We start from the raw sequence: 14034 nt of genomic DNA on the forward strand, positions 1-14034 counted from the left end.
CTTGCACTTATTAAAATTTGATACGTAAAATTCTATAGAGGAAATTTTACGAAGTTTGTAGTTTAAAATAATTTTTGTTGAAAGAGAATGCTTTTAGTGTTCTCTTTTTTTGTTTAAAATTAAACGAAAATGGCTTATTGGTGCATTTTAAGATCAATTGGAGGAAACGTGAAACATCCAATATTTTTCCTTAAATTCGCATAAAAATTTTTAAAGTAATGAATTACGATATTATTGTCATTGGAAGTGGTCCTGGTGGATATGTTACTGCAATCAGAGCAGCACAATTGGGTTTCAAAACCGCAATTATCGAAAAAGAAAACTTAGGAGGAATTTGCCTTAACTGGGGATGTATTCCAACAAAAGCTTTATTGAAATCTGCTCAGGTTTTTCATTATATCAACCATGCTGAAGACTACGGATTAAATAAAGTAGAAGCAAGCTTCGAATTCCCGAATGTGATTCAGAGAAGCCGTGGCGTTGCCAGCAAAATGAGCAAAGGAATCGAGTTCTTGATGAAAAAGAACAAGATTGACGTAATTCTTGGTACTGCAAAAGTACAGAAAGGTAAAAAGGTTTCTGTAACAGATAAAGACGGTAAAGTAGTAGAATATACTGCTAACAACATTATCATTGCTACAGGAGCTCGTTCAAGAGAATTACCAAACTTACCACAGGATGGTAAAAAAGTAATCGGATACAGACAGGCATTATCTCTTCCTGAGCAGCCAAAATCTATGATCGTTGTAGGTTCTGGGGCTATCGGAGTAGAATTTGCTGATTTCTATAATACAATGGGAACTAAAGTAACTGTTGTTGAATTTATGCCAAACATCGTTCCTGTAGAAGATGAAGAAATCTCTAAGCACTTAGAGAAATCTCTGAAAAAATCAGGAATCGAAATTATGACAAACGCTTCTGTAGAAAGTGTAGATACAACTGGTGAAGGAGTAAAAGCTAACGTTAAGACTGCTAACGGAAACATTACCCTTGAAGCTGATGTATTATTATCTGCTGTAGGTATCGCTGCTAACATCGAAAACATCGGTTTAGAAGAAGTAGGTATCCAGACAGATAAAGGTAGAGTTTTAGTAAACGAATGGTATGAAACTTCAGTACCTGGTTACTATGCAATCGGTGATATTATCCCAACTCAGGCTCTTGCTCACGTTGCATCTGCAGAAGGAATCACTTGTGTTGAGAAAATCAAAGGAATGCACGTTGAGAAAATCGACTATGGCAATATCCCTGGATGTACTTACTGTCACCCTGAAGTAGCTTCTGTAGGTCTTACTGAAAAGCAGGCTAAAGAAAAAGGATATGAAATCAAAGTGGGTAAATTCCCTCTTTCTGCAAGTGGTAAAGCTACTGCTAACGGAAATACAGACGGATTTATCAAAGTAATCTTTGATGCTAAATATGGTGAGTGGTTAGGATGTCATATGATTGGTGAAGGAGTAACTGATATGGTTGCTGAAGCTGTAGTAGCTAGAAAATTAGAAACTACAGGTCACGAGATCATCAAATCAATTCACCCGCACCCAACAGTTTCTGAAGCGATCATGGAAGCAGCAGCAGCAGCTTACGGAGAAGTGATCCACATTTAATTTGATATACAGAAATTTATATAAAGAAAGCTCAGAGTAATCTGAGCTTTTTTAATAATTAACGATGAAGAAAATAATTTTTATTAGCAATTTTTTGTTTTGCCTTCATTTATTGTTAGGTTTTTAATTGCCTATATTTAGGAGGATCTAGATAATATCTTACTCACTATTTAATAGTTTTCTGTTAAAATAATTTTAAAATCAGCATATTTATAAAAATTAACCTAATTATGTCAACCTGTTTTCTTACATTTATTCAATGAATTTTGAGAAAGTAGGACTTGTTTTGTCAGGCGGCGGTACCAAAGGAATTGCGCATGCAGGAGTATTGAAATTCTTGAAAGAAAAAAATATAGAAACAGACATCCTTTCCTGCTGTAGTGCAGGGTCTATCGTAGGATGTCTTCATGCTATAGGAAAAACTCCGGAAGAAATTCTGGAATTTTTTAATTCCGTATATTTTTTCAACTGGAAACATTTTGCATTCAATCAGCCGGGATTGGTCTCCTCAGTTATTTTCAGAAATTATCTTAAACCCATTTTTCATGAGATGAAATTGGGTGATCTGGATATTGACGTGAAAATTGTGGCAACAGAACTGGTGGGCGGAACTCAGAAAATCTTTGATAAAGATTTTGAGATTGTAGATGCTATCATTGCTTCCTGTTCTATTCCTGGAATTACCACTCCATATATCATCGGGGATGAAATGTATTGTGATGGCGGAGTCCTGAACAATTTTCCGGCAGATATCATCAGAGACGATTGTGATAAACTGATCGGAGTTTTTGTTTCCCCACCCAATGAAGCTAAAATTAAAGACCTGAATTCAATCAAAGCCATTGTTTCCCGCTCTTATGATCTCCTTTCCTACAGGATCGAAAAGGTTAAATTTGATTACTGTGACTGGTTTATTTCTTCTCAGAAACTAGCAGCTTACGGAACTTTTGAACGTGGAAAAGATCGGTTAGAGCAGATTTTTGATATCGGATATCAAGCCGCTAAAGAAAGCTATGACGGCAGTCGTTTTCTGACAGAGCTGAAACAGGCCGGAACTTAGCATTACATAAAAAAAGGAAGCAGGAAGAAATAAACTTCAGACTTAAAAAACACCTGAATATCAGCCTCCTCCTTCCAGCTTCCTGTCCAAAAAATTATATTAATTCTTAACTATCTGTGCATCCTGACGTACGATTTCATTATCATTCGTATCATAGACTACCAGAGTATAAGGTGCTTTCTTGGCAGAATCGGTCAGATAGTTTCTCCAGACCTGATAACTGTGCCCTTGGTTATTAAAATTGAAATAATAATTGCCACCACTGCCATCAGGAATCAGTTCTCCGTCACTGATGATCATACTGGGTTTAGCTGTAATCTTTGCATTGGCGTTCCAGGATTGATACAGATAGTTGCCATTAGGTTGCTTATCAATTCTGATCTTAAATTTTTTAGTCTTAATGATAACAGTTTTAGGCACCTGCTGAAAAGCAGTATGTGAAACTATTCTGTTTTTTGGAATATCCGGAGTTTCTTTAGCATAGACAAAAGAAAATTGAGCTAAAGAGAAAGCTCCTAATAAGAAGTACTTAATCATTTTGTAATGGTTATTGGTTAACTTCTCAAACACCATCAAATATAAAGCCATTGTTTTTTGATGAGGAGAGAATTTTTAAGTTGTTGATTGTACTTTTAGGAATTGTTAAACCACTTGTGTCCAAAAATTTATAACTCTTGAATCCACCTCTCCGGACCAGATGAATATATCGTCTTTCTTATATTTTAGAATAATATAGTTTGGATTCCTATGGAATGACAAGTACAATATATACTTTATCATTCCGCAGAAATCTATATCTAATAAAAGTGTTTCTATGGTACTTTTCTGAATCGGTATCTTTATTTGGTAACAGCGGTATAGCTTGCAAAAGCCTCTTCCAGGCTGTCAAATTTCCCTTTAAACTCATCAATAGGACAATCCTGCAGAATATTCCCTTTATGAATAAGAATTACTCTGGAACAAAGCGCTTCTACCTCCTGCATGATGTGTGTAGAGAGCAGAACGGTTTTCTGTTGCCCGATTTCCTTGATTACATTTCTTATTTCAAGAATCTGGTTAGGATCCAGTCCATTGGTAGGTTCATCAAGAATTAATAGGTCAGGTTGGTGAATAATAGCCTGGGCTAATCCTACACGCTGTTTGTATCCTTTTGAAAGTTGGCTGATTCTTTTTGATTTTTCAGGAGTAATGCCTACCAGTTCGATGACTTCATCTACTTTAGATGCAGGGATTTTATGGATATTGGCTATAAACTGAAGGTATTCTTTTACATACATCTCCAGATAAAGCGGATTGTTTTCTGGGAGAAACCCTATTTTTTTCTTGCTTTCGATCTCATGTTCAGAAATGTTCAGTCCATTAAAAATAATCTGACCTTCATCAATCTTCAATGCGCCAACGATAGATTTCATCAGGGTTGATTTTCCGGCACCATTAGGCCCCAGAAGACCGATGATCTCGTTTTTATCAATAGATATGTTGATATTGTTTAAGGCAGTCTGTTCACCAAATTTTTTGGTTAAATTATTTATCTGAAGCGGCATAATTTTTAATGTCTTTCTGCAAAAATAAAATAAAAAAACTCATTCGATGGAATGAGTTTCGCAATATTTATAAATTATAATTATTTTTTTGCTTTTTTCTTTGCACCGGACGCCGGAGTTGTGCCGGAAGCTGTACTTGCTCCTCCTTTTCTCATCATATCCTGGTTAGTACCGGCAGGCTTATCATACATGGTATATTTACCGTTTGTTCTTCCGAATACTTTTTCAACCTGCTTCTGAGTTAAAAACTGTGATTTACCCACATACTTTCTGTTTTTGTTGATGTATTGGATAAACTGTACAGTGGGCTGGCCATAGTTTTTCTCATAATGAAGTTCGATGATATCGTTGGGAAGTTCCAATACGATATTTTCTTCAGGTGGAGAGATAAAGCCATCTAAAATCAGTTTATAAAGTCCTGAGACGTCTCCGTTCAGATTTTGGAATGAAAAAGCGCGGATTGTATTCAGGTTGCTGGTATTCAGATCCTGATAATTGACTGTAAACTTGTCTTCTTTTTTATATAAACCAACAGAGTTGTCTTTGCCGATTTCCACCAAACTTTCATTTTTCAACACTTTAATCTGAGAGAAAACTGAAATACCGAACATACATGTAATAAGTAGAATTATTTTTCTCATAGAATGAAATTTTAATGTTTTAGATATTGGTGCACATAAACTTACAAATAAAACGGCTAAAAAACAATTTTATTCGTTGAGACAAAAGTAATACTTTTTTTTAATATCCATACGGGATGATAGAAGAATGTTATGCATTTTGTGTTGGTTTAATTCTGTTTTAATTTGTTGATTTTTAGTGTTTTAAGTTGCTTTCGAGTGGGTAATCTTTGAAACGTTAAAATTAATCAAGGAAGTCTTTTTTACTGTGGTAATTCATTGATATTTAGTGGGTAAATTAAGAGCAGGAAAAAAATAATCAACTTAATGCCCATAGCTTACAACTCTTGAAATTTTCCAGCCATCAGGAGTTTGTTTCCAGATATGAACGAATTTGAATGTTCCACAATTAATTAAGGACCCGTTTTCCAAACGGCAGAACTGATGGGTCCCTGTTTGTATGGCTCCATAGTCTTTGATAGGATATACCTCCATAGATCCTGGAACTAAAACTCTTCGGGTATATGCATAGTTTTTGGCTACTCTTTCGAAGTTATCAATAGTTTCCTCATAGTTTGCCAAACCGCCGACATCATGGAAAAACTCAAGATCTTTAGTGAAAAAAGTTTTTAGTTTTTCAATATTTCCTGAATTGGCTGCACTAAAAAGGATACTGTCTCTCTTCATTATGGTAGTATATAATTCCTGAGAGACCGGTGTGTAGCCCTTTGATTGTGAAAGAAAGCTTGTACATGGTAAACAGGATAATATGATTAAAAGTAACGGAACAAAGAATCTATGTTTCATATGGAGAGGTTTATAATTGAATATACTTCAAAAGTATATCATATCTATCTTCAGTTAAAGGTAATCAATTAATCCTTTGTGGGTTATGAAAAGATAGGTTTTTCTATTTATTAATGGAGCGTTTAGAAATAATTGTTATAAAAGTATCAAATTCAATTTTGTAACTTCTTCCGACCGGGACTTTATAGTCACCAAGATGCACTTCGTTATTGTTGAAAGCGGTAACGAATTCTGTATTGATAATGAAGGACCTGTGAATTCTTATAAACCCCTTGGATGCAAGAGTAGATTCCAGATCTGTGATCTTACTTTTTGAAATAAAATTTTCAGTTGTAGATAAAGTTACTTTGATATCATTTCCCTGGCTTTCAATATAAGCAATATCTGCAAGGGAAATTTTCCGATACATTCCTTCGGTTTTAAACAGGATGAAATCCTCTTTTGGAGGATTGACATGCCTCAGTACCCGTTCTACAGATCTGAAAAATCGCTCAAAAGTGATAGGTTTCAAAAGGTAATCTACGGCTTCCAGTTCAAATCCTTCAATTGCAAAATCTCTATAAGCCGTTGTAAATACGGTTTTAGGCTTTTGAGAGAGTGATTTCAAAAAATCAATTCCATTGAAGTGAGGCATCTGAATATCCAGAAACATAAGGTCTACCGGCTGGTTCTGAAGGAGTTTATAGGCTTCAAGAGCATTCCCTGCTTTTCCTGTCAGTTTCAGATGATCGATTTTGGAAATATGATTTTCCAGTAATGTGGCTGCTAATGGTTCGTCATCTACAATAATACAGTTAATCATAGTGTGATGGAGTGGTTATTTCAATGGTAAAAGTATTGTTTTCCTGTGAGATACGGAAGGTGAAATTTCCATGATAATAATGTTCCAGCTGTCTTTTAATGTTCTTAAGACCAATTCCTTTTTCATTAGGATCAGAAATCTTTCTAAAGGTATTTTCAACACTGAAAACAGAATATTTTTCATTGGTTTCCAGATTTATCTTTATTTCTGTTTGATCTGAGCTTCCACTGGCTCCATGTTTAAAAGCATTTTCAACCAGGGTAAGGTATAACAATGGTGGAATAGCATTGGCAGAATTCAGTGTAATATTTCTGGTGATTTTTAATCTTTCATCATGATAACGAAGGCTCTCCAGGGCAATATAATCATCAATAATACTAAGTTCTTCTGCAACCGAAATCCATTTTTTCTGTCCTTTGTAAAGAATATAATCCAGAATATCAGAGAGCTGGCTGATAGATTGGGAGGTTTTCTCTGAATTACTGATAGAAAGCGAATAGATATTGTTCAGGGTGTTAAACAGAAAATGTGGATTAAGCTGAGATTTGAGGGATTTCAGTTCTAGTTCGGTCTTTTCTTTTTTCAGTTGCAGGGCATTTGCTTTTTCATCTTTATACCGCATAAAGAACATGATTGAAATAAAGATAAAAGCCCCACTGATAATCGGAAATGTATAATGGAACAAAAGATACCGGATATCAGTAACAATGCTGATAAAACTGTCTTTAGCTTCGTTGGTAAAAAGGGGTTCTGCAAGGTAAACAATAAAGAGCCTGTTGATTACAGAAATAATATAAAGGCTTAGAATAAGGTACAAAGAAAATTCAACATACTTTTTCCGGTCATAAAAACGCCGGATCAGTCCATAATAAATAAAATTGGCTCCCAGTATCTGAAAGATCCAATGACAAAAATTATACATCACCAACTGCTTAAACATTTCACCGTTGTAATCGTCATAAGTTCTTGCTATTCCAAACAAAAACAAAGCGATCCAGAAAAATAGCTGGAAGTATATATTTTGCCGGTTGTAGCTGGTTGTTCCGATCCTCATCATCGTCAAAAATAAAAAAACTTAAGATACGTCTGGCAGAACTAATGTGAAATCTGATAAAATAAGGATAAACAATATCATTTAAAGGGCAGACAGCTTATTGTGTGATTGGTAACGGAATTCCGGGTTTCTGAATATACGGCTTAAACGTATTCCTGATTTTAACAAGATTTGCATTAAAAAAATATGACAACAGAGCGTTCAGAAAGGCTTTACGGATTGGATCATCTGAGAGCATTGGCTATTGTACTGGTTTTACTCTTTCATTACCGGGCATTTAAGCATCCGGAATGGATTGATACTATTGGGAAATTTGGCTGGACCGGAGTTGATCTCTTCTTTGTATTAAGTGGTTTCCTGATCTCAGGACAACTGTTTAAAGAGATGGAAAATAAGGGGGCAATTTGTTTAAAAACATTTTATATGAAACGTTTTTTCAGGATTATTCCGGCTTATTTCTTTACTCTTTTTCTCTATTTTAGCATTCCTTTTTTCAGGGAACGGGAGGCTTTGCCACCTTTATGGAAGTTTGTGACGTTCACACAGAATTACGGACTGGATGTGATTGATCAGGGAACATTTTCCCATGCCTGGTCATTATGTATCGAAGAACAGTTTTACTTTATTCTTCCTCTGTTTCTTTTAATGATAATGCCTTCTAAGTTATTCAGATATTTTGCTGTTTTGATTGTATCTTTTATTATATTTTCTCTAATCCTTCGGCTTGTCATCTGGAATGTTTCTATTGCCGGAATAGATCATAGTGCTCTGGAATTCTGGCGTTCATGGTATATGAAAATATATTATCCTACCTATACAAGATTGGATGGTCTCAGTATAGGCATACTTATCAGTTATCTGATGCAGTATTCATCCGGTTTTAAAAGAATGGTTCACCACAATGGAAACAAACTTTTTCTTGCAGGAGTACTGTTATTGGGTTTTACATTTTGGATTTGTAATGAACAGGCTTCAGAAATTGCTTCTGTATTGGGGTTTACATTGGTAGCGATAAGCTATGGATTGATGGTTATGGCTGCTGTTTCAGAATCATCATTTCTTTCAGGATGGAGATCCGGTATCACTGCTGAACTGGCAACTTTGTCGTATGCAGTCTATCTTTCCCATAAAGGAATTATTCATATGATTCAGGCTGTTTTTGAACAGTTCAACCTTGAAACTTCGGATATGGTATGCCTGATTGTCTGTTTGTCCGGATGTCTTATTGGGAGTTTGCTGTATAGGATTGTTATTGAAAAGCCTTTTGCTGATATTAAACAAAGGATTTTAAAATCAGGAAAATAAAATGATGTATTTACTTTACAGGCTGCATAAGTCTTTCTGTTGCAGGTCTGGGATTTCTTCCTCTTTCAAACCCCTGAATAAAGAAAAAGGCAATTAGAGAGAAGGTGATAATAAAGAGCAGTACAGACCAGATTGTTTTTTGAAGCCTTGAAACATTTAATCTGGATATAAAGAAAATACCCAGTGCAATGAATATAAAAACAAGTAATAATATTCCCATTTTTCCAGCTATATTTTGAAAAGATACAAAAAAGTAAATGATAATATTTTTGCAGTTGAAATAAATTGATAGATTTAATACGTTAAAAGTTAACTTCTTACTCTATGAAAAAAATAATATCACTGCTGGGTATTCTGATGTTTGTAATTTCCTGCAACGGGCAGGGAAAAGAATCCTATTGGAAAGGGCAGGAGGTCACGAAGGAAAGCAAAGAGCCGTTTCATGGAGTAACATTGGCGTATATGGAAATGATTGCAGAAATGCGGATTTATCTTTCTAAAAATGATGATTCTCTGGTTTTTACTTATCCTTATGAGAAAAAAATAAAGGTTTCTGAATTAAAATCTCTCACCGGATGCAGATTGAAAGACGGTGGGAAATTATTAGACAGCGTATATGATGTAAGGGTAGAAGGAGATCAGCTGAAGATTAAATTTTATTATATCGGAACGGCTTCCAAAGATAACCGCTTCTCACTTAACCTTGTCAGAACAGATAAAGCAAGCTATATTAAAGAAACGGAAACCCTGAAGAATGAGAAAAATAGGGTGCTGGAGATGATAAAACCTGCTGATGTTTCCGGATTGGGAGTATCCATCAGTATTCCTGAATATTTCAAACCGGATATCAATATTAATCTGCTGAACCCTATTCAACTGGCGGAAGATTTGTGTCAGGTAAAAGGTATACAGACATTATCTTCTTCCGAATCATTTAAAGTAGGACAGGAAAAGTATAATTACCGTCAGTATGAATTAGTGAATGCGGATCAAGTAAGCCGAATAGCCGCTAGAATCGGGACGATTGATTTTCCGACGTTTAAATTAGTGACAAATCAGGATGGAAGCAGAACAGATGCCTGGATGGTTGGCAGAGAACGTTCAGATAAGAAAACAATTCAATCCATATTCAGATCTGTACAATCAAAATATCCTAATGCAGATATTATTGCGATAGGAGCTCCCGAAATAGCACAAACAAAAGATGATGTTGTAGGAATTGCCTCTACATTCGGAGTTACAATGACTAACAGTAACGAAATTATAAGAATTTTAATCAGTATTCCTGAAGAGCTTTATGGCATAAAACAGGAGGCTACAGGTTCAAAAGAGGTGGCAAAAGCATTTGAATATTATATAAGCCTGATCGGGACTGCAGAAATACAGGTTAAGGTGATTTCAAAAAAATTGAATGATTTATTGAATGCTAAAAATTTTTCAGGAGACAGGCCCTATTTTTTATCGGAAGAGTAAGTAAAGTTCTTAGGACTTCAACGGATAATTTCCTGTAGATTTTACAGCTCTTTGAGCAACAGTAACTGCTCTGTTAGCTGGATCTGTGAGAGGAAAACAAAAAGCGGCTTTCATAAGAGAGACCGCTTTTTATAGATTCAGTATTATTGTGAAGCAAAACTATTTTGAAGTAATACTTTTCAGTACAGCATTCTTGATGGCAGCTTCCTGAAAACTCCAATGTTCACTGTTTTTGGGCATCTGATTTTCAAGAATGATCAGGCTCATATTTGTAGACGGGAAGTTTACATTAAGACAGGTAAATCCATCTCCAAGGCCAGTCACAGCATAGTAATCGAGCCCGGCTTCCCTAATGAATCTGATATTATATCCAAATCCCATATTCTCTTTCCCGAAAACATTATGTTGAGATGATGTAGAAGGAGTCAGCATCAGCTTTTGAAATGTTGAGGAAAGCAGTTTTCCCTTGAACAATGCCTGATCCCATTTTGCAAGATCTTCTACGGTGGAAATAACTCCGGCCGCAGAGACGATATCATCATTTAAAAAGGAATTTTCGATCTTTTCAAATTGGTTATTATCGCTTCTGTAGCCTGGAACCAATGCCTGGTTATTTTTACTGTTATATACAAATGTCTTCTTCATATTCAGCTTTTTGAAAAGAGAATCAGCCTGGTCTGTAAAGGTTTTACCAGTTGTGTTTTGAAGAATTTCACCCAAAAGAATATAAGAAAGGTTTCCGTATTTAAACTGTGAGCCCGCTTTAAAAGCTGTCGGTTTATCAAGATCGGTAATCCCATGAGTATGATTCAGAAGATGATGGACTGTTATGGTATCTGCCCATGGCTGGGTAAGTGAAGGCAGATATTTTTTTATCGGAGTCTGAAGATCAAGTTTACCCTGTTCAGCAGCCTGTAAAATTAAAACAGCGGTAACCTGTTTTGAATTCGACATGATTTCAAACTGATCATCGGTTTTTAAAGCCACTTTTTTTTCAACATCTTTATATCCATTGGCTTTCAGATATTTTGTTTTTCCGTTTTGAGTAACCAAAACGACTCCATTAAATGTCAGTGGAGTAGAAGCCGTTATGATACTGTCGATCTTTTTTGAATACGGAGTTACTTTTTGCGCTTTTACAGAAACAGACTGTAATGTGAAGGCTGCAAAAATGAAAAGTAATTTCGTTTTGATCATAGGTTTATTTTTTGTTGTAGTGGTCATAAGCTGCTTTGGCAATAGCTGCAATAATGGCTTCTGAATTTTCAAATGTTTCATAAGTATCATGTACAAAAACAGCAATATAGATTCTTTTTTTATCTGAAAGTTCAATGATTCCAAAATCATTGATAGCCCCTGTCATCCCTGCTTCATTGGTAAATGAGGTTCCAGTGCGATGGGCAGTTTTAACCTCTTTTGGAAGATGGCCTTTAAGTCTTTTAGCCCCTGAAACATTACCCAGCATAGTGGTATACAGCCACTTTGTAAGTTCCTTATTCAATATTTTTCCGTTATAGAACTTGCCTAATAGCCTGATGGTCTCATTAGGAGTTGTTTTATTGATAAATTGAGAATCCCAATCTTTGTGCATGCCTTCTTCATCGTTTTTAATGATCACATCCTTACTATTAAGGAATCTTTCAACATACTCAGGCCCTCCAATCAGTCTGAGAAGGATATCTGTTAAATTATTATCACTTTGTGCAACCATCCATTTTATACACTCTTCTAAAGTAAGTTCCATGTTTCCCTCCGGATATTTTTCTTTAAAAGGACTATAGGTATCTTCCAGAAGCTCTTCTTTCTTAATGTAAATTTTTTGCTGTAAGGAAAGGTCACCTTTTTCTACCTTATTAAGAATAGCTAAGGCAATATGAAACTTAAAGGTACTTAACATAGGGAACAGTTTGTTCCCGTTGATCTCGACAATCTCTTTTTTTGGAGAGTCTGTGGCTAAAACGGCCACTCCTATATCTGCCTTTTTATTGGTAATGATAGATTCAAGAGTTTTTTTTAATTGCAGATCGGATGTATTCTGTGAAAAAAGCGTCAGGCTTAAAAATACAAAGAATGGAGTAAGAATAATTTTCTTTGATTTCATTTATTCAAATGGTTATTAAATAGATTTTTGATCTCCAAATATATGAATTTCATTTATCCGTTTTTTGATCTGTGCAATATTTTTAATTAATAAGACTCGTGATGTATTTTCTTGGGCAAACAAACTATTTCTGTGTAATGAGAAATTGAACCAAAGGTATATTAAATATAAACTTTCATTCCTTCACACATAATTTTTAGGAATAATACCCGTTTAGCATTCATAAGCTTTATGATTGTAAGCATAAGATCAATTAAACAGATGTTTGTATTTTTATAATCAACATTTGAATGAATTACAGGATGTTCAGAAACACTCAATGTACGGGCGTTTTGTATTGATGGCTCTGGCCATGTTCATCACTATGTATCTGATGATGTTTGCGATGATAGACAACCTGCGGAACCTTATTCCAAATCTCAATAATGTATATATGACTTCATTATTGGTGTCTGTAATGCTGTTGATTGAGGTATGGATTATGAAAAAAATGTACACCAATTCCAAGCTCAACTGGTTTATTGTTATTATAGCACTTACAATTGGCTTTTTTTCGTGGATTTGGATCAGAAAACAGGTAAGTGTTGGAGCCGAGCAGTTTGTAAAAGGAATGATTCCCCACCATGCAGCCGTTCTGGGGAGCAAAGCTCACCAATCCGGAATTGATAAAGCTGCAAAAAAATATTCTTGAAACCCAGACAGAGGAAATAAGCTGATGAAACGTAAGCTTCAGGAACTGGAAAAAAGATAAATAAGAAGAAAAGATTAATTCTATTGGTCATCAAATTGTATGAATAGCATCATTTAAAATAAATGGTGCTATTTCTTTGATGAGAAGCTGTTGTAAATTTTGCAGCAGATTCATACTTTTTTTATAAATTGTCCATCACTGAAAAAGGAAAAATTAATGATCATTATAAACAGGCTGATAAACCATTTTCTATGAAACACAGAGTATTGCCAATTGCTTTTGGGCTGAATTCATTTTACCTGTCAGTTTTATATTTCCGGATGTTCTGGATTTCAGATAAAGTGAAAACAGAGTTGCTTTTGACTTATAAATATATGCTGTATTCAGTGTTTTTTGTTTTTCCTTTGTTCATTATTTCAACACTTATTCTTACAAAAGAGTTTAAAGCCGGGTTTTTTCTGAAACTTTTGATTTGGCTGTTAGTGGCTGCTATGCCTGTTCTTTATTTTTGGTTCTTTGATTTAATGAAAGAGAAAGAACTGCTTTACGGATACCTGATTACGCTCGTGCAGTGTCTGGTTCAGTCCAAAACGGTAAAGGATGATGAGATGATCTCCAGGGTTGCCGGGGTTTTTTCTGCAAAGCTGATCCTTTGGTTTTTCATTTTACTGGTATCATTATCTTTTCATACGTTGTATTCCGATCTCCCGGCAAGTATGCTGGCAGGGGGAATCTATTATCTCTGTGTCGGAATTCTTGATATTCTGGTCGTCAGGTATAAATTTATTACAGAAAAGTAAATGAATAGTTTCTCTGTACAACGCATCAGCAGGTAATATCGTTTACAATTAAAAGCAACTATGAATTTCAATAAAAAGTTTGATAAAAAATGTTCTGCAAATCTGTCTTTTCTTTTGAGGAGATTTGATGATTCAAATAATTCTGAATATACAATAAAAAGGCACCGTCT

At 35.1% G+C, this 14034-nt stretch carries 15 protein-coding genes; 6 read left to right on the top strand and 9 right to left on the bottom strand.

The window, feature by feature from the left end:
* Positions 1-218 precede the first annotated feature (218 nt).
* Both lpdA and WH267_RS02705 read left to right on the top strand, forming a co-directional pair.
* Complete coding sequence (gene lpdA / locus WH267_RS02700; protein ID WP_115970638.1) at positions 219-1607, top strand: dihydrolipoyl dehydrogenase; 1389 nt, start codon at positions 219-221, stop codon at positions 1605-1607.
* A gap of 259 nt (positions 1608-1866) precedes the next feature.
* Positions 1867-2667, top strand: coding sequence for a patatin-like phospholipase family protein (locus WH267_RS02705; protein WP_115970639.1), 801 nt, complete (start codon positions 1867-1869; stop codon positions 2665-2667).
* A gap of 99 nt (positions 2668-2766) precedes the next feature.
* Here WH267_RS02705 and WH267_RS02710 read toward each other — a convergent pair whose 3' ends face one another.
* The 6 genes from WH267_RS02710 to WH267_RS02735 form a co-directional block, all read right to left on the bottom strand.
* Positions 2767-3255, bottom strand: a complete 489-nt coding sequence (locus WH267_RS02710; protein ID WP_165852202.1) for a hypothetical protein — start codon at positions 3253-3255, stop codon at positions 2767-2769.
* A 251-nt stretch (positions 3256-3506) separates the two neighbouring features.
* Positions 3507-4211, bottom strand: a complete 705-nt coding sequence (locus WH267_RS02715; protein WP_340005444.1) for an ABC transporter ATP-binding protein — start codon at positions 4209-4211, stop codon at positions 3507-3509.
* A gap of 80 nt (positions 4212-4291) precedes the next feature.
* Positions 4292-4852 (bottom strand): hypothetical protein, encoded by a 561-nt coding sequence (locus tag WH267_RS02720; protein WP_123318477.1) that lies wholly within the window; start codon positions 4850-4852, stop codon positions 4292-4294.
* A 303-nt stretch (positions 4853-5155) separates the two neighbouring features.
* Positions 5156-5638, bottom strand: coding sequence for a nuclear transport factor 2 family protein (locus WH267_RS02725; protein WP_340005446.1), 483 nt, complete (start codon positions 5636-5638; stop codon positions 5156-5158).
* Positions 5639-5741: 103 nt separating this feature from the next.
* Entirely contained in the window at positions 5742-6440 is a 699-nt protein-coding gene (locus WH267_RS02730) for a LytR/AlgR family response regulator transcription factor (RefSeq protein ID WP_115970644.1), read from the bottom strand.
* Complete coding sequence (locus tag WH267_RS02735; protein WP_340005449.1) at positions 6433-7497, bottom strand: sensor histidine kinase; 1065 nt, start codon at positions 7495-7497, stop codon at positions 6433-6435. The genes WH267_RS02730 and WH267_RS02735 overlap by 8 nt, the downstream gene beginning before the upstream one ends.
* Before the next feature lie 183 nt (positions 7498-7680).
* Between WH267_RS02735 and WH267_RS02740 the strand changes: the two genes are divergently transcribed.
* Entirely contained in the window at positions 7681-8799 is a 1119-nt protein-coding gene (locus tag WH267_RS02740) for an acyltransferase family protein (RefSeq protein ID WP_340005451.1), read from the top strand.
* 10 nt (positions 8800-8809) lie between these two features.
* Here the strand turns inward: WH267_RS02740 and WH267_RS02745 are convergent, their stop codons facing one another.
* Positions 8810-9019 carry a hypothetical protein gene (locus WH267_RS02745; RefSeq protein WP_340005453.1) on the bottom strand — a complete coding sequence of 70 codons (210 nt, stop codon included), beginning with the start codon at positions 9017-9019 and terminating at the stop codon, positions 8810-8812.
* 104 nt (positions 9020-9123) lie between these two features.
* Between WH267_RS02745 and WH267_RS02750 the strand changes: the two genes are divergently transcribed.
* Complete coding sequence (locus WH267_RS02750; protein WP_340005455.1) at positions 9124-10272, top strand: hypothetical protein; 1149 nt, start codon at positions 9124-9126, stop codon at positions 10270-10272.
* 159 nt (positions 10273-10431) lie between these two features.
* Here WH267_RS02750 and WH267_RS02755 read toward each other — a convergent pair whose 3' ends face one another.
* Together WH267_RS02755 and bla are read right to left on the bottom strand one after the other, a co-directional pair.
* Positions 10432-11469 carry a serine hydrolase domain-containing protein gene (locus tag WH267_RS02755; protein ID WP_340005456.1) on the bottom strand — a complete coding sequence of 346 codons (1038 nt, stop codon included), beginning with the start codon at positions 11467-11469 and terminating at the stop codon, positions 10432-10434.
* Positions 11470-11473: 4 nt separating this feature from the next.
* Complete coding sequence (bla, locus tag WH267_RS02760) at positions 11474-12373, bottom strand: class A beta-lactamase (RefSeq protein WP_340005458.1); 900 nt, start codon at positions 12371-12373, stop codon at positions 11474-11476.
* A 286-nt stretch (positions 12374-12659) separates the two neighbouring features.
* Between bla and WH267_RS02765 the strand changes: the two genes are divergently transcribed.
* Together WH267_RS02765 and WH267_RS02770 are read left to right on the top strand one after the other, a co-directional pair.
* The gene (locus WH267_RS02765; protein WP_228438613.1) at positions 12660-13064 is read left to right on the top strand and encodes a DUF305 domain-containing protein; all 405 of its coding nucleotides are present in this window, start codon (positions 12660-12662) and stop codon (positions 13062-13064) included.
* Between the two features lie 251 nt (positions 13065-13315).
* Positions 13316-13864 carry a hypothetical protein gene (locus WH267_RS02770; protein WP_340005461.1) on the top strand — a complete coding sequence of 183 codons (549 nt, stop codon included), beginning with the start codon at positions 13316-13318 and terminating at the stop codon, positions 13862-13864.
* The last annotated feature ends 170 nt before the right edge of the window (positions 13865-14034 follow it).

Source organism: Chryseobacterium sp. MYb328, from assembly GCF_037572595.1.
In the GTDB taxonomy this organism is placed as follows: Bacteria; Bacteroidota; Bacteroidia; order Flavobacteriales; family Weeksellaceae; genus Chryseobacterium; species Chryseobacterium pennae.